At 73.2% G+C, this 25,751-nt stretch carries 25 protein-coding genes and 1 pseudogene; 12 read left to right on the top strand and 14 right to left on the bottom strand.

Annotated features, from left to right (window positions below):
- The first annotated feature begins 279 nt into the window (after window positions 1–279).
- Window positions 280–1,056 (top strand): DeoR/GlpR family DNA-binding transcription regulator, encoded by a 777-nt coding sequence (locus CBOVI_RS04840; RefSeq protein WP_010273747.1) that lies wholly within the window; start codon window positions 280–282, stop codon window positions 1,054–1,056.
- A gap of 94 nt (window positions 1,057–1,150) precedes the next feature.
- On the top strand, window positions 1,151–1,420 hold the full coding sequence (locus CBOVI_RS04835) for an HPr family phosphocarrier protein (protein WP_010273744.1): 270 nt from the start codon (window positions 1,151–1,153) through the stop codon (window positions 1,418–1,420).
- A 75-nt stretch (window positions 1,421–1,495) separates the two neighbouring features.
- On the opposite strand, the gene hflX is transcribed toward CBOVI_RS04835, so the two are convergent.
- Window positions 1,496–2,944 (bottom strand): GTPase HflX, encoded by a 1,449-nt coding sequence (gene hflX / locus CBOVI_RS04830; RefSeq protein ID WP_050798281.1) that lies wholly within the window; start codon window positions 2,942–2,944, stop codon window positions 1,496–1,498.
- A 250-nt stretch (window positions 2,945–3,194) separates the two neighbouring features.
- Between hflX and CBOVI_RS04825 the strand changes: the two genes are divergently transcribed.
- Window positions 3,195–3,971, top strand: coding sequence for a hypothetical protein (locus CBOVI_RS04825; protein WP_010273737.1), 777 nt, complete (start codon window positions 3,195–3,197; stop codon window positions 3,969–3,971).
- Window positions 3,964–4,521 carry a hypothetical protein gene (locus tag CBOVI_RS04820; RefSeq protein WP_010273734.1) on the top strand — a complete coding sequence of 186 codons (558 nt, stop codon included), beginning with the start codon at window positions 3,964–3,966 and terminating at the stop codon, window positions 4,519–4,521. Before CBOVI_RS04825 ends, CBOVI_RS04820 begins: the two co-directional genes overlap by 8 nt.
- Before the next feature lie 68 nt (window positions 4,522–4,589).
- Here CBOVI_RS04820 and dapF read toward each other — a convergent pair whose 3' ends face one another.
- Both dapF and miaA read right to left on the bottom strand, forming a co-directional pair.
- Window positions 4,590–5,570, bottom strand: a complete 981-nt coding sequence (gene dapF, locus CBOVI_RS04815) for a diaminopimelate epimerase (RefSeq protein ID WP_010273731.1) — start codon at window positions 5,568–5,570, stop codon at window positions 4,590–4,592.
- Window positions 5,571–5,580: 10 nt separating this feature from the next.
- On the bottom strand, window positions 5,581–6,627 hold the full coding sequence (gene miaA, locus CBOVI_RS04810) for a tRNA (adenosine(37)-N6)-dimethylallyltransferase MiaA (RefSeq protein ID WP_083826122.1): 1,047 nt from the start codon (window positions 6,625–6,627) through the stop codon (window positions 5,581–5,583).
- Window positions 6,628–7,224: 597 nt separating this feature from the next.
- On the opposite strand from miaA, the gene CBOVI_RS04805 reads away from it, so the two are divergent.
- The gene (locus tag CBOVI_RS04805) at window positions 7,225–8,532 is read left to right on the top strand and encodes a DUF349 domain-containing protein (protein WP_029157663.1); all 1,308 of its coding nucleotides are present in this window, start codon (window positions 7,225–7,227) and stop codon (window positions 8,530–8,532) included.
- Window positions 8,533–8,539: 7 nt separating this feature from the next.
- Here the strand turns inward: CBOVI_RS04805 and CBOVI_RS04800 are convergent, their stop codons facing one another.
- On the bottom strand, window positions 8,540–9,283 hold the full coding sequence (locus tag CBOVI_RS04800) for an Rv2732c family membrane protein (RefSeq protein WP_010264161.1): 744 nt from the start codon (window positions 9,281–9,283) through the stop codon (window positions 8,540–8,542).
- A complete protein-coding gene (gene miaB / locus CBOVI_RS04795; protein WP_010264157.1) occupies window positions 9,276–10,859 on the bottom strand; it encodes a tRNA (N6-isopentenyl adenosine(37)-C2)-methylthiotransferase MiaB in 1,584 nt (527 codons plus the stop codon). The genes CBOVI_RS04800 and miaB overlap by 8 nt, the downstream gene beginning before the upstream one ends.
- Before the next feature lie 311 nt (window positions 10,860–11,170).
- Between miaB and CBOVI_RS04790 the strand changes: the two genes are divergently transcribed.
- The 4 genes from CBOVI_RS04790 (at window position 11,171) to CBOVI_RS04775 (ending at window position 14,599) form a co-directional block, all read left to right on the top strand.
- On the top strand, window positions 11,171–11,899 hold the full coding sequence (locus tag CBOVI_RS04790) for an amino acid ABC transporter ATP-binding protein (RefSeq protein ID WP_010264154.1): 729 nt from the start codon (window positions 11,171–11,173) through the stop codon (window positions 11,897–11,899).
- A 118-nt stretch (window positions 11,900–12,017) separates the two neighbouring features.
- Window positions 12,018–12,881 (top strand): glutamate ABC transporter substrate-binding protein, encoded by an 864-nt coding sequence (locus tag CBOVI_RS04785; RefSeq protein ID WP_010264149.1) that lies wholly within the window; start codon window positions 12,018–12,020, stop codon window positions 12,879–12,881.
- A gap of 90 nt (window positions 12,882–12,971) precedes the next feature.
- Window positions 12,972–13,658: an amino acid ABC transporter permease gene (locus tag CBOVI_RS04780; RefSeq protein ID WP_010264145.1), complete on the top strand. Its 687-nt coding sequence runs from the start codon at window positions 12,972–12,974 to the stop codon at window positions 13,656–13,658.
- Window positions 13,658–14,599 (top strand): amino acid ABC transporter permease, encoded by a 942-nt coding sequence (locus CBOVI_RS04775; protein ID WP_029157662.1) that lies wholly within the window; start codon window positions 13,658–13,660, stop codon window positions 14,597–14,599. The genes CBOVI_RS04780 and CBOVI_RS04775 overlap by 1 nt, the downstream gene beginning before the upstream one ends.
- A gap of 149 nt (window positions 14,600–14,748) precedes the next feature.
- Here the strand turns inward: CBOVI_RS04775 and CBOVI_RS04770 are convergent, their stop codons facing one another.
- The 3 genes from CBOVI_RS04770 to CBOVI_RS04760 all read right to left on the bottom strand — a co-directional run bounded on the left by CBOVI_RS04770 (window position 14,749) and on the right by CBOVI_RS04760 (window position 16,993).
- A complete protein-coding gene (locus CBOVI_RS04770; protein WP_010264137.1) occupies window positions 14,749–15,375 on the bottom strand; it encodes a regulatory protein RecX in 627 nt (208 codons plus the stop codon).
- Between the two features lie 5 nt (window positions 15,376–15,380).
- A complete protein-coding gene (gene recA, locus CBOVI_RS04765) occupies window positions 15,381–16,535 on the bottom strand; it encodes a recombinase RecA (RefSeq protein WP_010264132.1) in 1,155 nt (384 codons plus the stop codon).
- Window positions 16,536–16,786: 251 nt separating this feature from the next.
- Window positions 16,787–16,993, bottom strand: coding sequence for a DUF3046 domain-containing protein (locus CBOVI_RS04760; RefSeq protein ID WP_010264129.1), 207 nt, complete (start codon window positions 16,991–16,993; stop codon window positions 16,787–16,789).
- 144 nt (window positions 16,994–17,137) lie between these two features.
- Between CBOVI_RS04760 and CBOVI_RS04755 the strand changes: the two genes are divergently transcribed.
- From CBOVI_RS04755 to CBOVI_RS04745, 3 genes are read left to right on the top strand one after another with little or no spacing between them, the layout of a single operon-like run.
- Window positions 17,138–17,812, top strand: coding sequence for a biotin transporter BioY (locus CBOVI_RS04755; RefSeq protein ID WP_010264125.1), 675 nt, complete (start codon window positions 17,138–17,140; stop codon window positions 17,810–17,812).
- Window positions 17,799–18,488: an energy-coupling factor ABC transporter ATP-binding protein gene (locus CBOVI_RS04750; RefSeq protein WP_010264122.1), complete on the top strand. Its 690-nt coding sequence runs from the start codon at window positions 17,799–17,801 to the stop codon at window positions 18,486–18,488. Before CBOVI_RS04755 ends, CBOVI_RS04750 begins: the two co-directional genes overlap by 14 nt.
- 16 nt (window positions 18,489–18,504) lie before the next feature.
- Window positions 18,505–19,140, top strand: coding sequence for a CbiQ family ECF transporter T component (locus tag CBOVI_RS04745; RefSeq protein ID WP_010264118.1), 636 nt, complete (start codon window positions 18,505–18,507; stop codon window positions 19,138–19,140).
- A gap of 177 nt (window positions 19,141–19,317) precedes the next feature.
- On the opposite strand, the gene CBOVI_RS04740 is transcribed toward CBOVI_RS04745, so the two are convergent.
- From CBOVI_RS04740 to CBOVI_RS10865, 6 genes and pseudogenes are all read right to left on the bottom strand, one after another.
- Window positions 19,318–20,166 (bottom strand): PspA/IM30 family protein, encoded by an 849-nt coding sequence (locus CBOVI_RS04740; protein WP_010265527.1) that lies wholly within the window; start codon window positions 20,164–20,166, stop codon window positions 19,318–19,320.
- Window positions 20,167–20,364: 198 nt separating this feature from the next.
- Window positions 20,365–20,733, bottom strand: coding sequence for a helix-turn-helix domain-containing protein (locus CBOVI_RS04735; protein WP_010265525.1), 369 nt, complete (start codon window positions 20,731–20,733; stop codon window positions 20,365–20,367).
- Window positions 20,726–21,412 carry a nicotinamide-nucleotide amidohydrolase family protein gene (locus CBOVI_RS04730; protein ID WP_010265523.1) on the bottom strand — a complete coding sequence of 229 codons (687 nt, stop codon included), beginning with the start codon at window positions 21,410–21,412 and terminating at the stop codon, window positions 20,726–20,728. Before CBOVI_RS04730 ends, CBOVI_RS04735 begins: the two co-directional genes overlap by 8 nt.
- A complete protein-coding gene (gene pgsA / locus CBOVI_RS04725; protein WP_010265522.1) occupies window positions 21,409–22,035 on the bottom strand; it encodes a CDP-diacylglycerol--glycerol-3-phosphate 3-phosphatidyltransferase in 627 nt (208 codons plus the stop codon). The genes CBOVI_RS04730 and pgsA overlap by 4 nt, the downstream gene beginning before the upstream one ends.
- A gap of 5 nt (window positions 22,036–22,040) precedes the next feature.
- Complete coding sequence (locus tag CBOVI_RS04720; RefSeq protein ID WP_010265517.1) at window positions 22,041–23,063, bottom strand: TerC family protein; 1,023 nt, start codon at window positions 23,061–23,063, stop codon at window positions 22,041–22,043.
- A 215-nt stretch (window positions 23,064–23,278) separates the two neighbouring features.
- Window positions 23,279–24,916, bottom strand: a pseudogene (locus CBOVI_RS10865) (DNA translocase FtsK); the annotation flags it as partial.
- Between the last annotated feature and the right edge of the window lie 835 nt (window positions 24,917–25,751).

The raw sequence follows: 25,751 nt of genomic DNA, 5'->3' as shown, positions 1-25,751 counted from the left end.
GGCGGCCCCCGTCGTCCGCCCCTCCTCACCACACCCACGGACCGCCCCACCCCCGGGTCCGTGCCCCCCGACCACACCCGAACGGGCGTGATCCCGGTCAACGGATCTGCGTCGGGACCCCGCCACCCTTAGGATCGTGCGGTGGTCGTCCTCCCTCAAGGACCCCCAGACACCCCCGATGACACCCTGATGACGGCATGTCCCCTGCTCGGGGGTCGTCCCTCCCCGCGCATCCGGACACCGGCGGTGCGCCCAGCCCACCCGACGACAGGACCTCCCGTGCACTCAGACGAACGCCGCCGCCAGATCGCCTCCCTCACCGCCGTCCACGGACGGGTGACCGTTGTCGAGCTCGCCGAACGGTTCGGGGTGACACCGGAGACGATCCGCCGGGACCTCACGATCCTCGACGACGACGGGGCCCTCCACCGCGTCCACGGTGGCGCGGTGCCCACGAACAGCTTCCAGACGACGGAGCTGTCCATCGAGGCGCGGCGGCACGCCGCCACCGAGGCCAAGGTCACGATCGGCCGGGCCGCCGCGGCGTTCCTGCCCGGCGACGGGGGCTCGGTGTTCCTCGACGCCGGCACGACGACCGCGATGCTCGCCCACTCGATGTCCGAGGCGGCCCCGGTCCACCGGTCGATCGTCACCAACAGCCTGCCGACCGCCGTCCGCCTCACCGCCGCCGGGATCGCCGACGTCCAGCTGCTCGGCGGCGAGGTCCGGCCGATCACCCAGGCCGTCGTCGGGGACACCGCGCTGCGCAGCATCGGGGTCATGCGCGCGGACGTCGCCTTCGTCGGGACGAACGCGCTCACCATGGACCACGGGCTCTCGACCGCGGACGCGAAGGAGGCGGCCCTCAAGCGGGCGATGATCACGAACGCCCGCAGCGTCGTCGCCATGTGCGACTCGACGAAGTTCGGCCGTGACTACCTGGTGAGTTTCGCCGGGGTGGGCGACATCGACGTCCTCGTCACCGACAGCGGTGCCCCGCAGCAGTACGTCGACGCCTTGACCGCCGCCGGAGTCGAGGTCGTCGTCGCGGAGTGACCGGTCCCCGGGCCGTGGGTTACCCTTGACGCATCCCCCTGAGCCGGTCCCGCCCTGTCGCGGGTGCCGGCTCATTCGACAGAAAGGACTCATCATGGCCACCAAGACCGTGACCGTCGGCTCCACCGTGGGCCTCCACGCCCGTCCCGCCACCCTGATCTCCGAGGCCGCCGCGAAGTTCGACGACGAGATCCTGCTCACCCTCGTCGGTGACGACGACGCCGAGCCGGCCGACGCCGGGTCCTCCCTCATGATCATGGCGCTCGGCGCCGAGCACGGCGACAGTGTCACGGTGACGTCCGAGGACGCCGACGCCGTCGACGCGGTCGCCGCGCTCATCGAGAAGAACCTCGACGACGAGTAGACCGCCCCCGGGCCCGACCCCCCGGGCCCGACCCCCCGGGCCCGCACCCCCCCCGGCCGGTGGCCGGGGCGGCCCTCACCCCCGGCGGAACTCGTCGACCTCGGCCGCGATGACGGCCGGGAGCCGCACCTCGACGACGGTGCCGTCGTCGGTGTACTCCTCCCGCACCACCGTGCCCCGGGTGTGGAGCCGGGACACGACGTCGCCCCGGTCGTACGGCACGAGCAGCTCGACCGTCGTGTCGAGCGCGTTGAGGTGCATCTCCAGCCGCGTCTCGAGCTCGTCGACCCCCTCGCCCGTCGCCGCCGAGACGAACACGACCTCGGCCCTGTCCGCGAGGGCGCTGCGCAGCTCCGCGAGCACGAGCGGGTCCGCGACGTCGATCTTGTTGACGACGATGATCTCCGGCGGCGCCTCCTCCCCGGTCTCCGCGACGAGGTCGCCGATGACCGAGTTCACGGCGGCGATCTGCGCGAGCGGGAAGGGGTCCGAGCCGTCGACGACGTGCAGCACGACGTCGGCGGCGAGCACCTCCTCCAGGGTCGAGCGGAAGGCCTCGACGAGCTGCGTCGGCAGGTGCCGCACGAACCCGACCGTGTCGGAGAACACGACGTGCCGACCGTCCGCGAGCTCGGCCCGCCGCGTCGTCGGGTCCAGGGTGGCGAACAGGGCGTCCTCCACGAGCACCCCGGCCCCGGTCAACGCATTGATGAGGGAGGACTTCCCCGCGTTCGTGTAGCCGGCGATCGCGACCTGCGGGACCGTGGACTCGTCGCGACGCCGCCGCTTCGTGTCACGCGCGGTCTTCATCCCGGCGATCTCCCGCCGCAGCCGCGCCATGTCCTGGCGGAGGCGGCGCCGGTCCGCCTCGATCTTCGTCTCACCGGGACCACGGAGGCCGACGCCGCCGTTCGACCCGGCCCGGCCGCCGGCCTGCCGCGACAGCGCCCCGCCCCACCCGCGCACGCGGGTGATGAGGTACTCCATCTGCGCGAGGGCGACCTGCGCCTTACCCTCGCGGGATTTAGCGTGCTGGGCGAAGATGTCGAGGATGAGCATCGTGCGGTCGATGACCTTGACGTCGAGGGCCTTCTCGAGGGCGATCATCTGCCCGGGGCTGAGCTCGCCGTCGACGACGACGGTGTCGGCCCCGGTCTCGACGACGACGTCACGCAGCTCGTCGACCTTCCCGGACCCGATGAACGTCGCGCTGTCCGGCTTGTCCCGGCGCTGGTAGAGCATGTCCGCGACCTCGGAGCCCGCCGTCTCGGCGAGCGCCCGCAGTTCGGCGAGACTGGCCTCGATCTGGGCCGTCGACCCCTCGGTCCACACGGCGACGAGGACGACCTTCTCCAGGCGGAGCTTGCGGTACTCGACGTCGTAGCCGTCGGACTGTTCGGTCGTGTGGACGTTGCTGCTCCGGGACAGGCGCCGGAGGCTCGACCGGGCCTCGAGGTCGAGTTCACCCACCGTGGGGGTGTGGTCCGCTCCCGGGCGGGACGACGACGGGAGGGACGTGGGCATGGTGTCGTTGCTGTGGGTCATTACCTGTCATTTCTACACGGTCACCAGGGCAGGTGACGCCGCGGACCCCGGGACGGGGCCGGCCGTCGGGGTGTGGGTGGTGCCCGGGGTGGGCCCGGGCGCTGCCCGGCGTGGGGCGTGGGTGGTGCCCGGGCGGGGACCGTCGGGGCGCGGGGCGCGCGCCGGGTCGTCACCGCGACCGGTCCGGCAGGGTTCGAGTCGGGGACGTCGACGGGTTAGAGTATTGGACATGATTCCCGAGCTTCGAAGCGTCGGTCTGGACTACCCGCGCTGGCAGGACGCCCTGGAGGCCGCGTACGGATCGGGCATGTTGACGGTCTCGGGCGAGGTGCGCGGCGGACAGGTCCTCCAGTACGACGACCCCGGCGGTGCGCGCATGGTGATCCTCGCCGTGCCCCCGTACGGCACGTTCGCCAGCTACGTCGACGGCTCCCCCGTCACCGCCCACGTGACGATGCTCACCGACATCGTCGGTCTCGTCGAACTCGTCGACGACTCCCCCTCCCTTCAGGTCGCCGCCGCCGACGCCCCCGTCACCGCCACCGTCACGGCGACCGTGGCCCAGGGCCCGGTGCTCGCGGACGAGGACCCCCTCCAGTACCAGCCGCTCGCCCTCACGGCCCTCGCCTCCTCCCTCCGCGTCCTCCCGGACGTCGCCGCCGCCGAGGCCGAGGGCCTGACGGTCGGGACCGTCGAGTCCTCCGGTGCCGCCGCCCTGAACTCCGGGGCGGTCGCCCCGCACGCCGGCGCGACGGTGACCGTCGAGGTCGCCGACGCCGCGCGGCGCACGACGACCCTCACCGGCCAGGACTTCTGGCACTGCACCGTCACGGCCCCCTTCCCGTTCACGGTCGTGGTGCCCGCCGACGACTCCCCCTCGGCGACCGCCCCCGCACCGGGGACCGTCCTCACCGGTGAGGTGCAGTTCACCGCCACGACGGTGGACGGTGCCGGGTGCGGCGGAGGGTGCGGCGGCTGCGGATCCGGGGGGTGCGGGTGTGGCTGAGATGCACCCGCCGGCGATCCCGGGGCCCCCACGACCGGCGGCGCGCCGCCGCAGCCTCGACCTCGGCAGCCGGGCCGCCTGGCTCGTGGCGATGGTCGCGCTGTCGGTCGTGCTCATCTCCCTGTTCCGGGTCTACGGTGCCGTCATCGCCGTCGCCGCGGTCGTCATGTGGATGGTCGTCGTCAGTCAGCGTGACACCGACCGCGAGATGGACCCGATCCGGCGGTCGATCACCCTGTCCTCCCACGACATCGCGACGACACTCGCCGAGTGGCGGGACTTCTGCACGTCCGACCGCACGGAGTGCCGGGTGGACCGCACCCACCACCGTCCGGAGCTGCTGAACCCGGACAGCCGCGTCGCCAGCGTCGTCGAGTTCCACGAGGCCGTCGGCCGCGCGCAGGACTTCCTCGACCGGCTGCCGGCGGAGACCCGCCACGCGCGGACGGTCAACCGGCTGCGGGACCTCCTCGCCGAGACCGACCGCCACGCCGCGGACATCGACGCCCTGTGGCACCGGGCGCGGCGCGACGCCTCCCGCCCCGCCTGACGGCGGCGCCGACGCCCCCGCCGTCCGCCCGGACGGTCAGCGACGCCGACACCGCGGTGCCCGGCGGCTCACCCGGCCAGGACCGCGGGGTCGACGGTCGTGGCGAAGACGATGCGCGACGGTCCCCGCAGCGTCGACCCGGTGATCCCCTCGTCGTTCCCCTCGACCGTGACCGAGACGACGCCGCCGGGCACGTGGACGTCGACCGTCCCCGTCCCATCCCCGGCGTCGGCGAGTGCGGCGACCGCCGCCGCGACCGTCCCCGTCCCGCACGAGAGCGTCTCCCCGACCCCCCGTTCATGGACGCGCATCCGCACGGCCCCGTCGGCGAGGGCGGTGACGACCTCCACATTCACCCCGTCGGGGAAGAACGCCTCGTCGTGGGTCACACCACGGTCGAGGGGCAGGTCCGCGAGGTCCCCCGCGGTGAGGCCCGGGACCACCGCTGCGAGGTGGGGGTTACCCATGTCGACGGCCAGGCCCGCGATGTCACGGTCCCCCACGGTGCACGTCGAGACGCCGGTCACCGCGGGCACCCCCATGTCGACCGAGACGTCGGCGGACACGTCGTCCGCGGAGTGCACCCGCAGGGTCCGCGCCCCCGCGCGCGTGCCGACGGTCACCTCCGTGCCCCCGGGACCGGCGTCGCCGAGGAGGCCGCGGGCGTGGAGGACGTGGCCGAAGACGCGCACACCGTTGCCGCACATCTCGGCCGTGCTGCCGTCCGCGTTCCGGTAGTCCATGAACCAGGAGTTGTCGTCGAGCCCGTCGGGCACGGCGTCGAGCACCCCGGCCCGGACGAGGGCCCCGCACGTCGCGACGCGGATGAGCCCGTCGCCCCCGACGCCACGGTGCCGGTCGCACAACCCACGGACCAGCTCCGGGGTCACGTCGACCAGGACGTCGGGGTCGGGGACGACGACGAAGTCGTTCCCGGTGCCGTGCGCCTTGACGACGGTCAACGCGGTGTCGGTGCGGTCGGCGGACCCCGCGGGGGACCCCCGGCGGGGGTCCGGCGTCGGGGCGGTGGAGGTGTGCGCGTCAGTCATGGGGACGATCCTAGCCACCCGCCCGGGGACCATCGCCGGCGTCCTCGTGGCCCCCGGTCCCGCCCGGGTCCGCCGGGTCGACCCGGTCCGCGCGCGCGAGCACGTCGAGCACGCGGGTCACGACGTCCGGCGCGTCGGCGGGCACCCAGTGGATCCGGGGGTCCCGCCGGAACCACGACCGTTGGCGGCGGGCGTAGCGGCGGGTCCCGGTGACGGTCGCCTCCACGGCCTCGTCGAGGGTGAGCCGGCCGTCGAGGTGGTCGAGGACCTGGGCGTAGCCGATCGCCTGCCCGGCCGTCGACGTCCGCGTGAGCCCCTGCCCCCGGAGCCGGACGACCTCCCCGACGAGGCCGGAGTCCATCATCGTCATCACCCTGTCGTGCAGCCGCGGGGAGAGCCAGTCCGCACCGGCCTCGAGGCCGACGACGGTGGTGCCCCACCGGGGCGGCCGGTCCTTCGGCGGTTGCGAGGCGGCGAACGGGCGCCCGGTGAGCTCGATGACCTCGAGGGCCCGGACCGTCCGCCGGGGGTCGTGGCGCTCGATGACCGCCGCCGCGGCTGGGTCCCGACGGGCCAGGACGTCGTGCAGCCCCGGTGCGCCGAGGCGCCGGAGCTCGTCCTCCCAGCGGGCCCGGACGGTGGGGTCCGTCGGCGGGAGGTCCCAGTCGTCGACGAGGGCCTGGTAGTACATCATCGACCCGCCGACGATGACCGGGGTCCGGCCGCGGGCCATGATCTCCTCGACCGCCGCGCACGCCAGGGGCCGGTAGGTGCCGACGGACGCCGTGGCGGTGACGTCGAGGACGTCGAGGAGGTGGTGGGGCACCCCCTCCCGCTGCTCCGGGGGCAGCTTCGCGGTCCCGATGTCCATGCCCCGGTAGAGCTGCATCGAGTCGACGTTGACGATCTCGCCGTCGACGGCGTGGGCGACGGCGAGGGCCACCGCCGACTTCCCCGCGCCGGTGGGGCCGACGACCGCGACGGGGCGGGGCCCGCGCGGCCGCCCGGGCCCGTGGTGCGGGGGCGGCGGGGTGTCCGGACCGGGGTGTTCTGCCATGCGGCCAGTGTACGAACCGCCCGCGCCCGGGACACGGTGAGGTCCCGCCGGTCCGTGCCGCACCGGGTGCGGGGCGGCCCCGGTCACCGGCACCCTCCCCCGCGCACGCCCGTCTGCCATAATCAGTGTCTGGTGTGGAGCACCCGGACGCGCCGTCCCGGATCACCGGTCCCCGGCCGGGCCCCGGCGTCGTCCCCGCTCCACCTGTGAGAGACCGGCCCCGTCCCGGGGGCCGCCCGGCACCCGCGTTCCGCCGGCGCCGTCGACGACGAAGGACACCGAAGCACCATGACCACCTCCTCCCCGGACCCGAGCACGGACGCGACGGACGCGAGCCCGCAGGACGCCCCGGACGTGAGCACGGACGCGGCCCCGCAGGACGCGTCGGGCACGCAGCAGACCCCGGCCGCCCAGGCCCCGCAGGAGACCCCGGCCGCGCAGGACGCCCCGGCCGCCCAGGCCCCGCAGGAGACGCCGGCCGCCCAGGACGCCCCGGCCGCCCAGGCACCGCAGCAGACCGCGACCGCCCAGGACACGCCGGTCCCGCAGCAGACGCCGGCGTCGTCCCCGGCACCCCGCCCGGGCCCGACCCCCGGCATGATGCCCGGGGCCCGTCGGGGGACCCCCGCCCCGGCCGCGGCCCGGAGCGACCGCACGGCGGCACCCCGACCGGTGACGGTGCCGTCCCTCACCGGCGGCGACCCGTCCCGGTTCGGGCGGGTCGACGACGACGGCACCGTGTGGCTCCGTGGAACCGACGGTGACCGGCGCATCGGCCAGTGGCGCGCGGGCACCCCGGAGGAGGGCCTCGCCCACTTCGCCCAGCGTTTCGACGACCTCGTCACCGAGGCGGCGCTGCTCGACACCCGGCTCGCCTCCCACCCCGGCGAGGCCGCCCGGATCCGCCGGGACGCCACCTCCCTCCGGGAGTCCCTGCCGACGGCGTCGGTGATCGGCGACCTCGGGGCACTGGACACGTGGCTCGCCGGCCTCGCCGACCGCGCCACGGCGACCGAGGAGGAGAAGGCCCGGGAGCGGGCGGAGCACCGCACCGCGTCGACGCGCCGCAAGGAGGAGCTCGCCGCGGAGGCGGAGCGGATCGGGAAGGACTCGACGGACTGGAAGCCGGCCGGCGACCGGTTGAAGGCGATCATGGAGGAGTGGCGCACCCTCACCGGGGTGGACCGGAAGACCGACGACGCTCTGTGGGAGCGTTTCCGGGCCGGCCGTGACGCGTTCAACCACCGCCGCCGCGAGCACTTCGCGGACCTCGACCGGTCGCGCGAACGCTCCCGCGTCGCCAAGGAGAAGCTCGTCGCCGAGGCCGAGGCCCTCCAGACCTCGACCGACTGGGCGGAGACCTCCCGCGCCTACCACGACCTCATGACCCGGTGGAAGGCGGCGGGCCGGGCGCCCCGCGGGGTCGACGACGCGTTGTGGGCGAAGTTCACCGCCGCCCAGGACGTGTTCTTCGCCGCACGCAAGGAGGACAACCGGCGGCGCGACGAGGAGTTCGCGCGCAACGCGGACGCCAAACAGGCCCTCCTCGACGAGTACGACGGGCGCATCGACCCGGCGGCGGACCTCGACCGCGCCCGCGCCCTGCTCCACGAGCTCCAGGACCGGTGGGACGAGATCGGCTTCGTCCCCCGCGACCGGGTCCGGGAGTTCGACGACAAGCTCAGCGCACTCGAGGCCCGCGTCAGCGAGGAGGTCGACCGCCGCTGGCGGGAGACCGACCCGGAGACGGAGGCCCGGGCCGCGCAGCTGCGGACGAAGGTCGACCAGCTCCTGAACGCCGCCGCGGACGCCGAGCGTCGCGGACAGGCGGACCGGGCCGCCGACCTGCGGGCCCAGGCCGAACAGTGGCGGTCCTGGGTCGACGGGGCGACCGGGGCGAACTGACGGCGGATTAGGAGTCCGCGCCGCCCTCGGCGGGGCCACCGGTCCCGGCGGCCCGGCGGCGTGCCCGCCGCTCCTTCGCCCGGCGCCGGCGGTCGTCGGGGATCGCGGACATGTCGCGTTCCGGCAGGCCGGCGCGGAGCACCTGCTGCCGGGCCTGGGACTCGCCGTCCTTGTCCGCGTCCTCCCGCCGGAGCGCGGCGAGGGCACGCTGGAAGGACGTCCGCTGGAGGATGACCGTGAACATCGTCGCGAAGATGACGAACAGGGCGATGACACCGATGATGAGCCCGTAGGACGGTCCGACCCCGGGCTCTGTCGGCGGCCGGGACTGCCGCATCCAGATCGCGAAGATCCCGTACCACCAGCCGACCCCGGCGAGCGCCCAGTTCACCCACGCGACGACCGCCGACCGGGAGACCAGCGTCCCGACGGTGAGCAGGCAGCCGGCGCCGAACGCCAGCCACGCGTACACGCGCTCCGGGACGGTGGTGAGGAAGTCCTGGGCCGTCCGGGTGTTGAAGAGGACGTCGATCCCCTTGACCTCGCCCGAGTGGGGCAGGAAGAAGGTCACGAGCAGCACGACGACGGCTACGGCGAGCACGGGGAACTGAGCCCTGGGGTCGACCTCGCCGGCGGCGGCCCGTTCGGCCGCCCGGGGGTCGGCCGCGTACGGCTCGAGCAGTTCCCGCTGACGTGTCGTGAGCCCGCCCGGAGAGTCACCGGCCGTCCGGCCGCTGCTGCTGTCAGTCACACCCGCATCCCTTCTGCCCCGGCCCCGCTGCCGCACCCGCTGCGGGGCGACCGACCGACGGCAGGCCCAACCCTACGCCGACGGGTGCGGTGGTCGGCACGGACCCTGCCTCGGACATGTCGCCGGCCCGGGTGCGGCGGTGCGTGAGCACCCCGCCGTCGGCGGTGAGGTAGTGCGCGGCGGATCCCGTGACGTCGACCTCCACGACGTCGCCGGGCCGCACCGCGGTGTCGACGCCGGGCCCGGTCGGGGCGAAGTGCACGAGCCGCCCGTCGCGGGCGCGGCCGGTCATGCGGTGCGTGCGGCCGTCCTTCCGGCCGCCGCCGGCCTGCACGAGGAGTTCCGCCCGGGTGCCGACGAGCGCGGCGTTCTCCTCCGCGCTGACCTGCTCCTGGAGGGCGAGGAGCCGCTCGTAGCGCTCCTGTACGACCGCCTTCGGCACCTGGTCGTCCATCACGGCGGCGGGGGTCCCGGGCCGGGGCGAGTACTGGAAGGTGAAGGCGCTGCTGAACCCGGCCTGCCGGACGACGTCGAGGGTGGCCTGGAAGTCCTCCTCGGTCTCCCCCGGGAAGCCGACGATGATGTCCGTCGTGATCGCCGCGTGCGGGAGCCGGTCACGGACCTTCTCGAGGATGCCGAGGAACTTCCGCGACCGGTAGGACCGGCGCATGGCCTTGAGCACCCGGTCCGAGCCGGACTGGAGCGGCATGTGCAGCTGCGGGCAGACGACGGGGGTCTCCGCCATGGCGTCGATGACGTCGTCGGTGAACTCGGCCGGGTGCGGGCTGGTGAACCGGAGCCGTTCGAGCCCGTCGATCTCCCCGCACGCCCGGAGCAGGCGCGCGAACGCGCCGCGGTCCCGTTCGAGGTCGGGGTCGGAGAAGTGCACGCCGTAGGCGTTGACGTTCTGCCCGAGGAGGGTGACCTCGGTGACCCCCTGCTCGACGAGCGCCCGGACCTCGGCGAGGATGTCGCCGGGCCGCCGGTCCTGCTCCCGGCCCCGCAGCGAGGGGACGATGCAGAAGGTGCAGGTGTTGTTGCACCCGACGGAGACGCTGACCCACCCGGCGTACGCGGACTCGCGCTTCGCCGGCAGCACCGAGGGGAACTGCTCGAGGGAGTCGACGATCTCCACCTCGGCGCGGCTGTTGTGCGCGGACCGGGCGAGGAGGGTCGGCAGGGACCCGATGTTGTGGGTCCCGAAGACGACGTCCACCCACGGCGCCCGGTCGACGACGGTCTGCCGGTCCTTCTGCGCCATGCAGCCGCCGACGGCGATCTGCATCCCCGGGTGCCGGTCCTTCACGGCCTTGAGCTGCCCGAGTGTCCCGTACAGGCGGTTGTCCGCGTTCTCCCGCACGGCGCACGTGTTGAACACGACGACGTCCGGCGTCTCCGCCGCGGCGGCGGGGACGTACCCGGAGTCCTCCAGCAGCCCGGACAGGCGTTCGGAGTCGTGCACGTTCATCTGGCACCCGAAGGTGCGCACCTCGTACGTCCGCGACCGCTCCGGGCGAGCCTCCGCCGGAGCCTCCGCCGCGGTCGCCGTCGTACCGGTCAAAGTCGTCTCGGCCATCGTCCCCGTCTCCGTCCTCCCGGCCGTCGTCGTCCCGGCCGTCTGTGAATCAGCCACGCCGGGAATCGTATCGTGCGTGCTCGGGGACGGTGAAACTGTCACGTCCGGGGTCGGCCGGCTCCCGCGGACGGAGGGGGTTCGACGGCCCCCTCCACGGCCGGGCCGACGGTCCACATCGGGCGACCAGTCGCGTGACGGTATATCTTCAGCTTTTTTTCACGTTTGGACCCGCCGTCCGACCGGGCTGGATTACCGTGCCAGCCATGACAGACAGTGCATCACCCGGGGCCGCGACGCCTGACCCGTCGGTCATGGTGTCCCTGCGCCGGGTCACCAAGAGCTTCGGCGACCACCGGGCCCTCGACGACGTGTCCCTGGACGTCCGTACCGGAGAGGTCGTCGTCGTCCTCGGACCGTCGGGGGCGGGGAAGTCGACGCTGTGCCGGACAGTCAACCGGCTGGAGACGGTCGACTCGGGCGAGATCCGCGTCGCCGGCCGGCTCCTGCCCGAGGAGGGACGGGACCTCACCCGGCTCCGTGCCGACGTCGGGATGGTCTTCCAGCAGTTCAACCTGTTCAGCCACATGCGCGTCATCGACAACGTCACGCTCGCCCCCGTCCGGGTCCGCGGCCGGTCGAAGGAGGCCGCCCGCGACCGGGCCATGGAGCTGCTCGAACGGGTGGGGGTCGCCGACCAGGCGGAGAAGTACCCGGCCCAGCTGTCCGGCGGCCAGCAGCAGCGCGTCGCCATCGCGCGGGCCCTGGCGATGGACCCGAAGGTCATGCTGTTCGACGAGCCGACGTCCGCCCTCGACCCCGAGATGGTCAGCGAGGTGCTCACCGTCATGGAGGAGCTCGCCCGACAGGGCATGACGATGCTCTGCGTCACCCACGAGATGGGTTTCGCCCGCGAGGTCGCCGACCGGGTGGTCTTCATGGCCGACGGCGCGATCCTCGAGGACGCGGACCCGGAGACGTTCTTCACCACGCCGCAGACCGCCCGCGCGCGGGACTTCCTCGGCACGATCCTCGGGCGCTAGGGGGACGACCGTGAACACTGCACGACACCACTCCCCCCGGTCCGCGTCCGCTCCGTCCGCCACCCGCCTGCGCCGCCGCCCGGGTCTCCACCGGGGTGCCGGCCGGGGTCGGCGCGCCGTGACCGCCGCCGTCCTCGGCCTGCTCGTCCTGGCCGGCGCCGGGGGCCTCACCGCGTGCGCCACGGCGGGGCCGCGTTCGCTGCTCGACGACATCCGGGACGGGCACGTCGTCCTCGGCACGAAGTTCGACCAGCCCGGACTCGGTCAGCGCACCCCGGACAAGACCTTCACCGGGCTGGACACGGAGGTGTCCCGGTACGTCGTCGACTTCATCGCCGACCGGAACGGCTGGGCCCGCCCGGAGCTCACCTGGCGGGAGACCCCCTCGGCGCAGCGGGAGACGCTCATCAAGAACGGTGAGGTGGACATGATCGCCGCGACGTACTCGATCAACGCCGGCCGCCTCAAGGCCGTGGACTTCGCGGGACCGTACCTGGTGACGCACCAGGCGCTCCTCGTGCGACGGGACTCCGGCATCCGGGGGCTCGCGGACATCCGGCCGGGGATGCGTCTGTGCTCGGTCTCGGGGTCGACGCCCGCGCAGAAGGTGAAGGACGCCCTCCCCCAGGTCCAGCTGCAGGAGTTCGACACGTACGCGGCGTGCGCGGAGGGGGTCCACCAGGGTGTCGTCGACGCGCTGACGACCGACGCGACGATCCTCGCCGGGTTCGCGGCCGGCTACGGCGACGAGTTCTCCGTCGTGCAGCTGACGAAGGACGACGGCACGTTCTGGACGAACGAACGCTACGGGATCGGTCTGCCGAAGGGCGACGACCGCGTGCGGACGGCGGTCAACGAGGCCCTCGAGGACATGCACGACAGCGGTGCCTTCGCCGGGATGGTCCGGCGCAACCTCGGCACGGCCGTCGACCTCGGCGGCAAACCCGCGATCGGCGACCTGTCGTTCGCGGCGCCGAAGTAGTCCCGGCAGCGGGACAGCCGAAGCAGGCCCGGCGCCGGGACACCGGAGGACCGGGACACCAACGAACACAGAAAGTGAGGTGAGGGGGCCATGGCGTCCGACCTCCTCGCGGACATGCTTCCGCAGCTCATCCCCGCCTTCCTGGGGACCGTGAAACTCACCGTCGCGTCGGCGGTGGGGTCGCTGGTCCTCGGGACGGTCCTCACGGCGACGCGTGTCTCCCCCGTCGGTGTGCTCCGCGCGCTCGCGACGTGGTACGTCAACGTCGTCCGCAACACCCCGTTGACCCTCATCGTCCTCATCGCGTCCCTCGGGCTGCACTACAACCTGGGGCTGCTCCTCGCCCCGGAGGACGACTCGTTCATCGTCCGGCAGAACTTCCGCCTGGCGGTCCTGGCGTTCGTGCTCTACACGTCGTGCTTCGTCGCGGAGTCGCTGCGGTCGGGCATCAACACGGTGCCCTTCGGGCAGGCGGAGGCCGCCCGGTCGCTCGGACTGTCCTTCAGCCAGAGCCTCCGGACGGTCATCCTGCCGCAGGCGTTCCGGGGTGCCGTCGTCCCGTTGGGCAACACGCTCATCGCGTTGACGAAGAACACGACGATCGCCTCCGTCATCGGCGTCGGCGAGGCGTCGCTGCTCATGAAGGAGATGCAGGAGGACTACGCGAGCGACTTCCTCGTGATCTTCGGGATCACGGCCGCCGGGTTCCTCGTCCTGACGCTCCCCACCGGCCTGTTCTTCGGGTGGGCCGGCCGACGGTGGGCGGTGAGGCGCTGATGTCCGCACGTGCCACCGTCCTCTACGACGCCCCCGGGCCGCGGGGTGTCCGCGTCAACCGCATCCTCACGGCCGTGACGGTCGTGGTCGCCGTCGCCGTGCTCGTCGGGGTCCTCGCCGCACTCCACGCGCGGGGGCAGCTCGACGCCGCGAAGTGGAGCTTCTTCGTCACCCGGGGGACGTCGTGGACGACGTACCTCCTCCCCGGCCTGCTGAACACGGTCATGGCCGCGGTCCTGTCGATCATCCTCGCGCTCGTCGCCGGCACGGCCCTGGGCCTCGGGCGGCTCTCGGCGCACCGGGCGGTCCGGTGGGTGTGCGGTGTCGTCGTGGAGTTCTTCCGCGGCCTGCCGGTGCTCATCCTCATCATCTTCTGCTACGGGGCGTTCGCCTTTCTCGCGGTCGTCCCGTCGCGTCAGCTGGGGCTCACCGCGGTGGTCGTCGGCCTGACGCTCTACAACGGGTCCGTCATCGCCGAGGTGCTCCGCTCGGGCATCGAGGCCCTGCCCCGCGGGCAGTCCGAGGCGGCCTACGCCCTCGGGCTGTCACGACGGCAGACGATGCTGCGCATCCTCCTGCCGCAGGCTGTCGCGTCGATGCTGCCGGCGATCATCGCCCAGATGGTCATCGCATTGAAGGACTCCGCGCTGGGCTACCAGATCGGCTTCGTCGAGACGGTGCGTTCGGGACGCCAGCTGGGCGAGTACTACCACGCCGTGCTGCCGTCGCTCATCGTCACGGCCGCCCTCATGATCGTCATCAACTACGGCCTCACCCGGCTCGCGGAGCGGATCGAGCAGCAGCTCCGCGCCGGGCGGGCGCGGCGCAACATCATCGCCCGGGTCCCCCACCAGCCCGACCGCGGGGTCACCACGAAGGACGAGGCCACCGTCGACTGGCACGACCCGGCCCACCGGGACCTGCGGCCGACGTACGAGTGACCGACGGCGGCAGCCGGTACTCGCCGGTCACAGCCGATACCCGACGGTGACAGCCGGCGCCCCACGGCGGCAGCCGGTGCGCGACGGCGGCAGCCGGCACCCGACCGTGACAGCCGGTGCCCGACAACCCCTCCTCTGGGGCGCCTGGCTCACACCGTGCCGCCGCGCCCCTCCCCGCCCAGCTCCGCAATGCGGGCGTCCAGGGCCTCCCGCGCCATGGCGAGGCTCAGCCCCTCGGGGAATCCCCGCCGCGCCGCGACCCCCACGACGCGCCGCAGCTCCCGGTCGTACGCCGTCCGGTCCCGCGGCACACGCTTCACCGACGCGGCCCTCCTCCCCACGAGCAGCCGGACGGCCTCCCGCTCGTCATCGGCCGTGACCTGCGCGAGCGCGTCCTCGATGACACCGTCGTCGACCCCCTTGTCGCGCAGCTCCCGCCGGAGCACCGCCGCGGACCGGTGCTGGTTCCGGTGCCGCTGCCGGACCCACTCCCTCGCGAACCGGGCGTCGTCGACCATGCCGTTGGCCACACAGGCGTCGACGACAGCCGAGACGGCCCGGTCGTCGAACCCGGCGTCGATCAACCGGGTGCGCAACTCGTGGGCCGACCGGTCCCGGTGGTCCACCAGCCGCCGCGCCCGCGCCTTGACCGGGGCGAGGATCTCCTCCTCCCGCTCGTCGATGAGCGGCGCGACCGGCCCCTCACCGGTCCCGTAGGCCTCCACCGCGGCCTTGAGACGGGCGATCGTCTCGCTCTGCGCGGAGTCCTCCGCCACGACGACTACCCGGCGTCCTCATCGTCGAAGGTCGGCACGACGTCGATCGGCTGGTCGGCCGGGTCGACGGCAGCCGCGTCCCCGGCACCGGCGGCAGCGGCGTCACCCTCGACCGGCGCGGCACCGGCCTTCACGGCGTACGGGCCGACGTGCAGGACCTGCATGATCGAGTCCTCGAGTTCCGCGGTGAGGTCCGGGTTGGTCTTCAGGTACTCGCGGGCCTTCTCCTTGCCCTGTCCGAGCTGGTCGCCGTTGTACGTGTACCAGGCGCCGGACTTCTTGATGATCCCGGCCTCGACGCCGAGGTCGATGACGGACCCCTCCCGGGAGATGCCCTCGCCGTAGAGGATGTCGAACTCCGCCAGCTTGAACGGCGGGGAGACCTTGTTCTTGACGATCTTCATCTTCGTCCGGCTGCCCACCGCGTCCTGACCGTCCTTGAGCGTCTGGATCCGGCGGACGTCACAGCGGACGGAGGCGTAGAACTTCAGCGCCTTACCACCCGTCGTCGTCTCCGGGGAGCCGAACATCACGCCGATCTTCTCGCGCAGCTGGTTGATGAACACCGCGGTGGTCCCGGTCTGGTAGAGCGCACCGGTCATCTTCCGCAGCGCCTGGCTCATGAGCCGCGCCTGGAGGCCGACGTGGCTGTCACCCATGTCGCCGTCGATCTCCGCCTTCGGCGTCAGCGCCGCCACCGAGTCGACGACCACGATGTCGATCGCCCCGGACCGGACGAGCATGTCCGCGATCTCCAGCGCCTGCTCACCGGTGTCCGGCTGCGAGACGAGGAGGGCGTCCGTGTCCACGCCGAGCTTCTTCGCGTAGTCCGGGTCGAGGGCGTGCTCCGCGTCGATGAACGCGGCGATGCCCCCTGCCTTCTGGGCCTCGGCGATCGCGTGCAGCGCGACCGTCGTCTTACCGGAGGACTCCGGGCCGTAGATCTCGACGATGCGCCCGCGGGGGAACCCGCCGACGCCGAGCGCGACGTTGATCGCGATGTTGCCGGACGAGATCGCGCTCACCGGCGGGCGGTTGTCGTCCCCGAGCCGCATGACGGCGCCCTTGCCGAAGTCCTTCTCGATCTGGGCCATCGCCAGATCGAGGGCCTTCTGGCGGTCGTCCCCCTTGGCGGCGGTCGTCTTCTTCTTGGGAGGCATGTGCCCTCTCTTCCTCGGTTACTCAGGTGGGACCCCGTCCTCGGTCTCGACGGGGTACCCGACAGCAGTTCACGTCTCCATTGGTCGCTGAGCGACCCCGGGTGGTTCACGAACGGCTCACGGAATGCTCACGGGCGGTCCGTGCGGTCTCCGACGCCGCTGAGCTCATGTCTACCGCACCCGCCGGACACCGGTGATCCTACACGAACTTCTGTTCGACACGGGAACATCCGCGTGACGACACGCACCCCTCACCGGTCCTCGCCGAGCCGCCGGTGTGCGGGCACCTCGAAGTCGTCGCACAGGCCCTCCCAGACGTCCCGCGGTTCACGCCCCGCGTCGAGGAGCTCCCGGGCCGTGGCCCCGTACGCCGAGAGGACGTGCGAGGACACGATCCACGACCCCGAGGCGTCGCCGAACTCCCAGCGGACGGCACTGTCGAACTCGGATCTGCGCATGTCGTTCACGCTAACAGACCGGCCCCGCCCCGGCGCCGACCCGCCGCCGGTCACCCGTCATTGAACAGTGGTCAGTCGGCCGGCTACGATCAGCGCGTGTACCCAGAATCAGCAGGTCCCGCCGCCCCCACGCCGTCGTCCGCCGTGCCCGCCCAGGCCGGCCCTCCCCGCCGCCGGTCGACCACACTCGACCTCGCGCTCATCGCCGCGTTCGCCGCGCTCACCGCCGTCCTCGGCATCGTCGCCGTCCCCGTCGGCGGCGCCGGGGTCCCGGTGGTCCTCCAGAACACCGCCGTCATCCTCACCGCGATGCTGCTCGGCGCACGCCGCGGCACGCTGTCCGTGCTGCTCTTCGTGGGTGTCGGCCTGCTCGGCGTCCCGAACCTCGCCGGCGGGCACCCGACCCTCGCGGCCCTGTCCGGCCCCACGGTCGGCTACATCGTCGGCTACATCCTCTGCGCCCCGCTCGTCGGGTTCCTCGCCGGCCCCGCCCTCCGGGGGCTGGCCCGCGCCGGGCGCTCCCGCTCGGCCACCGTGCCCCGCGCGGGCGTCGTGCTCCTCGCCGGCGTCCTCGGCGTCGTCGTCCAGTACGTGTGCGGCGCCGCGGGGCTCGTGGCCCGCACGTCGCTCTTCCCCGGGGCGGCACTTCTGTCGAACACACCGTTCATTCCCGGCGACGCGGTGAAGATCGTCGTCGCCACCGTCATCGCCGTCGGCGTCGTCCGGGCCGTCCCCGACCTCCTCCCCCCGTCGCTCCCCCGCCGCCGCTCCCCCGCGCCGCCGTCCTCCCCGACCGGGGCCCGCCGTGACGACCGTTGAGTTCCGCGCCGCCGGCGTCACCGACGGCCCGACGACGATCCTCCGGCCGACGACGCTCACCCTCACCGAACGCCGCACCGCGGTCATCGGCGCGAACGGCAGCGGGAAGTCGACGCTCGTCCGCCTCGTCAACGGACTCGTCGCCCCGAGCTCCGGACAGGTCCTCGTCGACGGGCTCGACGTCCACCGCCACGGTCGGGAGGTCCGGCGCCGGGTCGGGTTCCTCTTCGCCGACGCCGACGCCCAGATCATCATGCCCACGGTCCGCGAGGACGTCGCCTTCTCCCTCCGCCGCTCCGGTCTCTCCCGCGCCGAGACCCGCCGGAGGGTCGACGCCACGCTCGAACGGTTCGACCTCGCGGACAAGGCCGACCGCTCCCCCCACACCCTGTCCGGAGGGGAGAAGCAGATGCTCGCCCTCGCGGCCGTGACCGTCATGGAGCCCGCGGTGCTCCTCGCGGACGAGCCGACGACCGCCCTCGACCTCATCCACCGCAACCGCATCCGGGACGTGCTGGCGACCCTCCCCCAGCAGGTCATCGTCGTCACCCATGACCTGGGGCTCGTGGAGGGGTACGACCGGGCGCTCTGCGTCGACTCCGGTGCCGTCGTGGACGACGGTCCGCCCACCGACGTCGTCGCCGGGTACGTCCGCCGGATGGAGGGAACGGCGTGAGCGGGGTGACCGGCGGATGATCCGGCCGTCGTCGATCCCCCTGGGGGTGTACGTCCCGCGGCGGTCCCCGGTACACGCCCTCCCCCCGACGGTGAAGCTCGTGGTGCTCGTGGGCTTCGTCGTGCTGACGTCCCTCGCCGTGACCACGTGGCCGCGTGGGCTCGTCGCCCTCGGGGCCGTCGTCGTGGGGTTCGCCGTCGCCCGCCTGCCCGTCCGCGTCGTCGTGCGGCAGCTCGTCGCCTGGTGGCCGGTCCTCGTGACCGTCGGGGTGCTGTCGTGGTGGCGGGGCGACGCCGCCGAGGCCGTGACGACCGTGCTCACGCTGTGGGCCTCGGCCGCCGCGGCGTCGCTGCTCACCCTGACCACGCGCGTCGAGGAGATGATGGACTCCCTCGACGCCGCGCTGGCCCCCCTGTCCCGGCCCCCGCTGGCCCGGCTCGGGGTCCCGGTCGAGACGGTGAGTCTCGCGCTCTCCCTCACCCTCCGGCTCATCCCCCGCCAGGTTGTCACGGTCTCGGAGGTCCTCGACGCCCGGAAGGCCCGGGGCGCGGAGCGCTCGGTCCGGGCCCTGGCCGTGCCCGTCGTCGTGCAGACGGTGACGACCGCCCGCAGGGTCGCCGACGCCCTCGCCGCACGCGGCGTCGGGGACTGACGGTCCCCGGCCGTCGGGTGCACGCCGGGGTCGACGCGCACCGGTCGGCGGCGGGTCACCCGCGGTGCGCGGGCACCGGTCGACGGCGGGTCACCCGCGGTGCGCGGGCACCGGTCGACGGCGGGTCACCCGCGGTGCGCGGTCAGCGGTCGACGGCGGGTCACCCGCGGTGCGCGGTCAGCGGTCGGTGCCGCCCTCGCGCAGCTGCCGCATCCGCTCGGCCACGGCGTCGTCCGCCGCGCCGGTCGACGGGGCCTCGACCTCGGGGGTCCGGGCGCCCTCGATCGCGCCGGCGGACGCGCCCCCGCCCTGGTTCATCTCCGCCCGGAGCTGCTCGAGCCGCGAGTGCCCGGCGAGCTGGGTGCTCGCGTGCTCGACCTCCGCCATGCGGCCCTGGACCGAGCTCTCCGCGAGCTCCGCCTGCCCGAGGGCGTTGGCGTAGCGCTCCTCGATCTTGTCGCGGACCTGGTCGAGGTTCGGGGTGGACCCGCTGCTCACCGCGTCCATCCCCTGGAGGGACTCGGCGACCTTCTCCTGCATCTTCGCCTGCTCGAGCTGGCTGAGCAGCTTCGTCCGCTCGGCGACCTTCTGCTGGAGCTGCATCGAGTTCCGCTCGACGGCCTGTTTCGCCTGCTGGGCCTGCTGGAGCGACTGGTCGTGGAGCGCCTTGAGGTCCTCGACCCCCTGCTCGGCGGTGACGAGCTGCGCGGCGAAGGCCTCCGCCGTGTTCTCGTACTCCGTCGCCTTCGACGCGTCCCCCTCGGCACGGGCCTTGTCGGCGAGGGTGAGGGCCTGGCGGGTGTTCGCCTGGAGCTTCTCGACGTCGGCCAGCTGCCGGTTGAGCTTCATCTCGAGCTGGCGCTGGTTGCCGATGACGGCGGCGGCCTGCTGCGACAGCGCGCGGTGCTGGTCCTCCGCCTCCCGGATGGCCTGTTCGATCTGAATCTTCGGGTCCGCGTTCTCCTCGATCTTCGAGTCGAAGGACGCCATGAGGTACTTCCAGGCCTTCGTGAACGGATTAGCCATCGGTGGTGTCTCCTTGTGAACGGTGTCGTACCGGCCCGACCGTACCGGTGGTGCTGTGTCCGGGGCGTCGAAAGGTCGGTGGCCCCGGGTCACGGACGGGATCGCCGCGGCCGTGTCCCACGCCCCGGAAGTATATCCGAGACCCCGGGTCGGAACGCCGCCGGCGGGCCGCCCCGCGTCCGCGGCCGTCCCCGGGGGTCAGGCCTCGCCGTGCGCGCCGGCCATCGACGCGGCGAGCTCGGCGGCCGCGGCGTCGAGGGCCATCATGCCCGCGGCCTCCATGATGACCGCGGACACGCTCACCCCGAGTGCGTGGCACACGGCCGCGAGCAGCTCGGAGGACACTTCCTTCCGGCCGCGTTCAAGTTCCGAGAGGTACCCCGGACTCACGTTCGCCCGCTCCGCGAGGTCGCGGAGGGTCATCGTGGCCGTCCGCCGGCACTCCCGCAGCGTCGCCCCGAGCGCCTCCCGCAGGAGTGGCTCGGACGCCGGCGCGGTGGTCACCGCGAACTGCGCCTCCGGGATGAACTCCCGCTGTTTCTCTAGGACCGTCGTCTGCTTACCCATCGTTGTCTCCAACGGCCGGGCCCGTGGTTTTGTTCCCGAGGCCGTCCCCGGCGCCGGTGACCTCGGCGTTCGCCCGCTCGGTGGCTCCGTCGTCTCCCCTCCCGGCGACCCCGGACCCCGGCCCGGGCGAGCCCAGCGCGTCGAGGACGTGCGCCAGGGCCTCCCGGACGGTCGCCTCCCGCACGCCCCGCCGGAGGTCCGCCCCGGCGCAGGGCATCCGGTCCCGCCACGTCGGCGACAGCCGGTACGCGACAGTCTCCCGCCCGGCCACGTGCAGGCCGATGTAGACCTCCCCGACGGGGTGCCCGTCCTGTTCGTCCGGCCCGGCCACACCGGTGAGCCCCACCCCGACGTCCGCGCCGCACCGCGCGGCCGCCCCGTCGGCGAGGGCCGCGGCGACGTCCGGGTCGACCGGGCCCCGGGACCGGAGGAGGTCACCGTCCACCCCGGCAAGCCCGGACTTGAGGTCGGTGGCGTACACGACGAGGCCCCCGCGGAGCACCGCCGAGGCCCCCGGGGTGTCCGCCACGGTGGCGCACAGCAGGCCCGCCGTCAGCGACTCCCCCGCGGCGAGCGTCAGCCCGGCCGCCCGGAGCGCCGCGACGACCCGCGCCCCGAGGTCCGCCGGCGGCAACGTCGCGAGCGTCTCGACCCGCGTCGGGGTCTGCTCCACGGTCACGGCGCCTCCTTCCGGGCGTCGACGAGGTACTGCACGCCGGTGACGACGGTGACGACGACCGCGAGCGCCATGAGTGGGTACCCCACCCACGTCGTCCACGGCGTCAGCGGGGCGAGGAGCACGCCCACCGCGAACGCCTGGAGCACCGTCTTGATCTTCCCTCCCCGCGACGCCGGGACGACCCGGCCGCCGCGGGCGAGGACGAACCGCCACACGGTGATGCCGAGCTCCCGGACGACGATGACCGCGGTGACCCACCACCACAGGTCACCGACGATGTTGAGGCTGATCAACGCGGTGATCATGAGGGCCTTGTCGGCCACCGGGTCGGCGAGCTTGCCGAAGTCCGTGATGACCTCGTACCGCCGGGCGAGGAACCCGTCCAGCTGGTCGGTCACCATGAGCACGAAGAAGACGGCGAACGCCGCCCACCGCTGCCCCCGGTGCAGGTCGGGGTCACCGAGCCCGCCGGCGGCGATGATGAGCCAGAGGAACACCGGGATGCCGAGGATCCGCAGCGTCGTCAGGACGTTCGGGACGTTGAACCGGCGGACCGCCCGCCCGAACTGCGAGGGCGCGCACGCGGCGCCGGGACGCGGCTGATGACGCTCTGGGGACTCCACGCCACTCACTCTACAACGCGGGCCGGACGGTCACGCGCGGCGTCGTGCCGCACCTTCCACAGGCTGAGCAGAGTGGTCACGACGAGCACCCCGACGATGACGACGAGCGACAGGACCGTGGGCACCTCCGGCACCGCCGTCACCGGCTCCCCGCCGTTGAGGAACGGCAGCTTGTTCTCGTGGAGGGCGTGGAGCACGAGCTTGACACCGATGAAGGCGAGGATGACCCCGAGCCCGTACGACAGGTACACGAGCCGGTCGAGCAGGCCGTCGAGGAGGAAGAACATCTGGCGGAGACCGAGGAGCGCGAACGCGTTCGTCGTGAACACGATGTAGGGCTCGGACGTGATGCCGTAGATCGCCGGGATCGAGTCGAGGGCGAACATGAGGTCCGTCATGCCGATGGCGACGAGGGCGATGAACAGCGGCGTCAGCGTGAACCGGCCCGCGCGGTGGAGCATGAGGTGGTCACCCTCGAGGGTGTTCGACACGGGGATGACCCGCCGCACGAAGCGGATGACCGCCATGTCGTCGGGGTCGGTGTCCGGGGCGTCCCGCAGCTCGTCCCACACGAGCTTCGCCGCCGTCCACAGCAGGAAGATCCCGAAGAGGTAGAACACGTCCGACCACGCGTCGATGACCGCCGCCCCGAGGGCGATGAAGATCCCGCGGAACACCAGCGCCAGCGCGATGCCGATGAGCAGCACCTTCTGCTGGTACTTCCGGGGGATGCGGAACGACGCCATGATGAGCGCGAAGATGAAGAGGTTGTCGACGGACAACGCCTTCTCCGTGACGTAACCGGTGAAGAACTCGACGCCGTGCTGGTGCGGGTTGCCCGGTTCCCCCCAGGTCATCCAGAGGAAGCCGCCGAACAGGCACGCGAGGGCGACGTAGAACAGGCTCCACAGGGCCGACTCCCGGAGGGTCGGCTCGTGCGGGGTGCGGACGTGGGAGTAGAAGTCGAAGACGAAGAACGCGGCGATGACGACGATCGTCACCACCCACGTCAGGGCGTTGACATCCATGTGCTGAACCTCCGGTCGGTGTGAGGGTGGACCGGAGGTCTCCCCCGTCGACCACCAGAGGGTGGCCGACCGGCACGACCGGGAGCCCGAGGGCCGTCCGTGTTGACGGTCAGTGCCGTGGGTGGGGTACTCCCCTCCATGACTGAGCCGAGTTTACCGACGTGCCCGGAGGCCCGCACACACGCCCCCGGCGGGGAGCGCCCCGGCCGGGCCGGTCAGAACGCCGTGCGGGACGGGTTCGCCGTCGCCCGCACCACGGAGGCCTCCGCCCCGTCCGTCGCCGGGGCGTCGCCGTCGGGGGTCGACGCCGTGCCCGCGCCGTGGGAGCCGTCGTCCCCCTCCCCGGTCGGACCGTGGCCGCCGTCGGCCTCCTTCGGCGCGTCCGCCGGGTCCGCGCCCTTGATCATCCACAGGATCGTGTCGAGTTCCTCGGGCTTGACGAGCACCTCGCGGGCCTTCGAGCCCTCCGACGGGCCGACGACGCCCCGGGTCTCCATGAGGTCCATGAGACGCCCGGCCTTCGCGAACCCCACGCGGAGCTTGCGCTGGAGCATCGACGTCGACCCGAACTGGGAGGTCACGACGAGCTCCACCGCCTGGATAAGGTCGTCGAGGTCACCGCCGATGTCCGGGTCGATGTCCTTCGTCGCCTCGGCGGCCTTGTCCTCCGTCACACCCTCGGTGTAGTCCGGCTCCGCCTGCGCCTTCGCGGCGTCGACGACGGCCTGGACCTCCTCGTCGGTGACGAACGACCCCTGGATGCGCTGGGGCCGGCCGGCACCCTGCGGGATGAACAGGCCGTCGCCCATGCCGATGAGCTTCTCCGCCCCCGGCTGGTCGAGGATGACCCGGGAGTCCGTCAGCGACGACGTCGCGAAGGCCAGCCGGGACGGCACGTTCGTCTTGATGAGGCCCGTGACGACGTCGACGGACGGCCGCTGCGTCGCGAGGACGAGGTGGATGCCCGCCGCGCGCGCCTTCTGGGTGATGCGGACGATGGAGTCCTCGATCTCCCGGGGCGCGGTCATCATGAGGTCGGCGAGCTCGTCGACGACACAGACGATGTACGGGTACGGCCGGTACTCGCGCTCCGACCCGAGCGGGGTCTGGATCTCCCCGGACAGCACCTTCCGGTTGAAGTCCTTGATGTGGCGCACGCGGGTGGACTTCATGTCCATGTACCGCTGCTCCATCTCCTCCACCAGCCACGTCAGCGCCGCCGCAGCCTTCTTCGGCTGGGTGATGATCGGGGTGATGAGGTGCGGGATCCCCTCGTAGGGGGTGAGCTCGACCATCTTCGGGTCGACGAGGATGAGCCGCACCTCCTCCGGGGTCGCCCGGGTGAGCAGGGACACGAGCATCGAGTTGACGAACGCCGACTTACCCGAGCCGGTGGACCCGGCGACGAGGAGGTGCGGCATCTTCTGGATGCTGTGCGTGACGAAGTCGCCCTCGATGTCCTTGCCGAGGCCGATGACCATCGGGTCCCGGTCCGCGACGACCTCCGGGGCGCTGAGCACGTCGCCGAGGCGGACGATCTCGCGGTCCGCGTTCGGCACCTCGATGCCCACCGCCGACTTGCCCGGGATCGGGGTCAGCAGCCGGACGTTGTCCGTCGCCGCCGCGTACGCGAGGTTGGACTGGAGGTTCGTGATCTTCGAGACCTTGACGCCGGGGCCGAGCTCCACCTCGTAGCGCGTGACCGTCGGGCCGCGGGAGAAGCCGGTGACGTGCGCGTCGACCTTGAACTCCTCGAAGACGTCGGTGATCGCGTCGATCATCGCGTCGTTGACGGCGCTGCGTTCCTTCGGGGCGTCGCCGGGGACGAGCAGGTCGGTCGAGGGCAGGTCGTAGTGCGACGGCCCGGCGTCCGGGGTCGGGGCCGCGTCCGGGGTCGACGCCGCGGCCGCGCGGGTGACCTCGGCGGCGTCGACGCCGGAGCGCGCGGCGATGGCCCGGCGGGCGGCCTCGCGCACGGGGTCCCGGTCGCCGGTGTCCGGGGCGTCGGCGGGGCGGTTGTCGCCGGCACCGTCGGTCGCGCCGGTTCCGGCCGTCGGCGCGGGGCGGGTGCGGCGGGCGGCGGGTGCGGCGGTGTCCCGGTCCTCGCGGGGTGCGGGGGCGGGGGTCGACGCGGACCTCCCCGCCGCGCGGACGTCCGCGCGGGACGTGGCCCCGTCCGCGCCGGCGGCGGCCGGGGTGTCCGCCGGGGACGCGGCGGCGGTGGCGGCGGCGTCGGCGGTGCCGTCGTCGAGCAGGTCGTCGTCCAGCAGGTTGTCGTCGAGTGAGCGCGGGCCTGCGCCGTGACGCGTCGCCGGGCCGCGGCCCGGCGTCCGGCCCCGGCCGCGCGCCGCCCGGCTGAGTTCGAGGGTGCGGCCCTCGTCGTCGGCTGCGTCGGCCACGTCAGCCGTGTCGGCCCTGCCGGCGTTCACCGCGGCGCCGGCCGCGCCCGCCGCCCCGGCACCGGCCGACGCGCCGCGGCCCGCGCCCCGCCCGTCCCGGGGGGTCACGGGGTAGTTCTCCATCGGGCTGGAGCCGACCCGGCGCCGTGCCCCCTGCCGCAGCGCGGACGCGCGCGGGGCCCGGTCGCCGGCGGCGGCCGCCTCGAGCTCACCGGTGACGTAGCCGTAGGCGTCGTCCCCGTCACCGGCGTCGACCGCGGAGGTGTCGGCGTCGTCCCACTCCCCGTCC

This window comes from Corynebacterium bovis DSM 20582 = CIP 54.80, assembly GCF_030408615.1.
Classification (GTDB): domain Bacteria; phylum Actinomycetota; class Actinomycetes; order Mycobacteriales; family Mycobacteriaceae; genus Corynebacterium; species Corynebacterium bovis.
This window is presented reverse-complemented; position numbering and strand designations above follow the sequence as displayed.

Coding starts and splice junctions, on each gene's coding strand:
- CBOVI_RS04835 (WP_010273744.1), top strand. CDS start 1,151: ATGGCCACCAAGACCGTGACCGTCGGCTCCACCGTGGGCCTCCACGCC.
- hflX (WP_050798281.1), bottom strand. CDS start 2,944: ATGCCCACGTCCCTCCCGTCGTCGTCCCGCCCGGGAGCGGACCACACC.
- CBOVI_RS04825 (WP_010273737.1), top strand. CDS start 3,195: ATGATTCCCGAGCTTCGAAGCGTCGGTCTGGACTACCCGCGCTGGCAG.
- dapF (WP_010273731.1), bottom strand. CDS start 5,570: ATGACTGACGCGCACACCTCCACCGCCCCGACGCCGGACCCCCGCCGG.
- miaA (WP_083826122.1), bottom strand. CDS start 6,627: ATGGCAGAACACCCCGGTCCGGACACCCCGCCGCCCCCGCACCACGGG.
- CBOVI_RS04805 (WP_029157663.1), top strand. CDS start 7,225: ATGATGCCCGGGGCCCGTCGGGGGACCCCCGCCCCGGCCGCGGCCCGG.
- miaB (WP_010264157.1), bottom strand. CDS start 10,859: ATGGCCGAGACGACTTTGACCGGTACGACGGCGACCGCGGCGGAGGCT.
- CBOVI_RS04790 (WP_010264154.1), top strand. CDS start 11,171: ATGGTGTCCCTGCGCCGGGTCACCAAGAGCTTCGGCGACCACCGGGCC.
- CBOVI_RS04780 (WP_010264145.1), top strand. CDS start 12,972: ATGGCGTCCGACCTCCTCGCGGACATGCTTCCGCAGCTCATCCCCGCC.
- CBOVI_RS04775 (WP_029157662.1), top strand. CDS start 13,658: ATGTCCGCACGTGCCACCGTCCTCTACGACGCCCCCGGGCCGCGGGGT.
- recA (WP_010264132.1), bottom strand. CDS start 16,535: ATGCCTCCCAAGAAGAAGACGACCGCCGCCAAGGGGGACGACCGCCAG.
- CBOVI_RS04760 (WP_010264129.1), bottom strand. CDS start 16,993: ATGCGCAGATCCGAGTTCGACAGTGCCGTCCGCTGGGAGTTCGGCGAC.
- CBOVI_RS04745 (WP_010264118.1), top strand. CDS start 18,505: ATGATCCGGCCGTCGTCGATCCCCCTGGGGGTGTACGTCCCGCGGCGG.
- CBOVI_RS04740 (WP_010265527.1), bottom strand. CDS start 20,166: ATGGCTAATCCGTTCACGAAGGCCTGGAAGTACCTCATGGCGTCCTTC.
- CBOVI_RS04735 (WP_010265525.1), bottom strand. CDS start 20,733: ATGGGTAAGCAGACGACGGTCCTAGAGAAACAGCGGGAGTTCATCCCG.
- CBOVI_RS04720 (WP_010265517.1), bottom strand. CDS start 23,063: ATGGATGTCAACGCCCTGACGTGGGTGGTGACGATCGTCGTCATCGCC.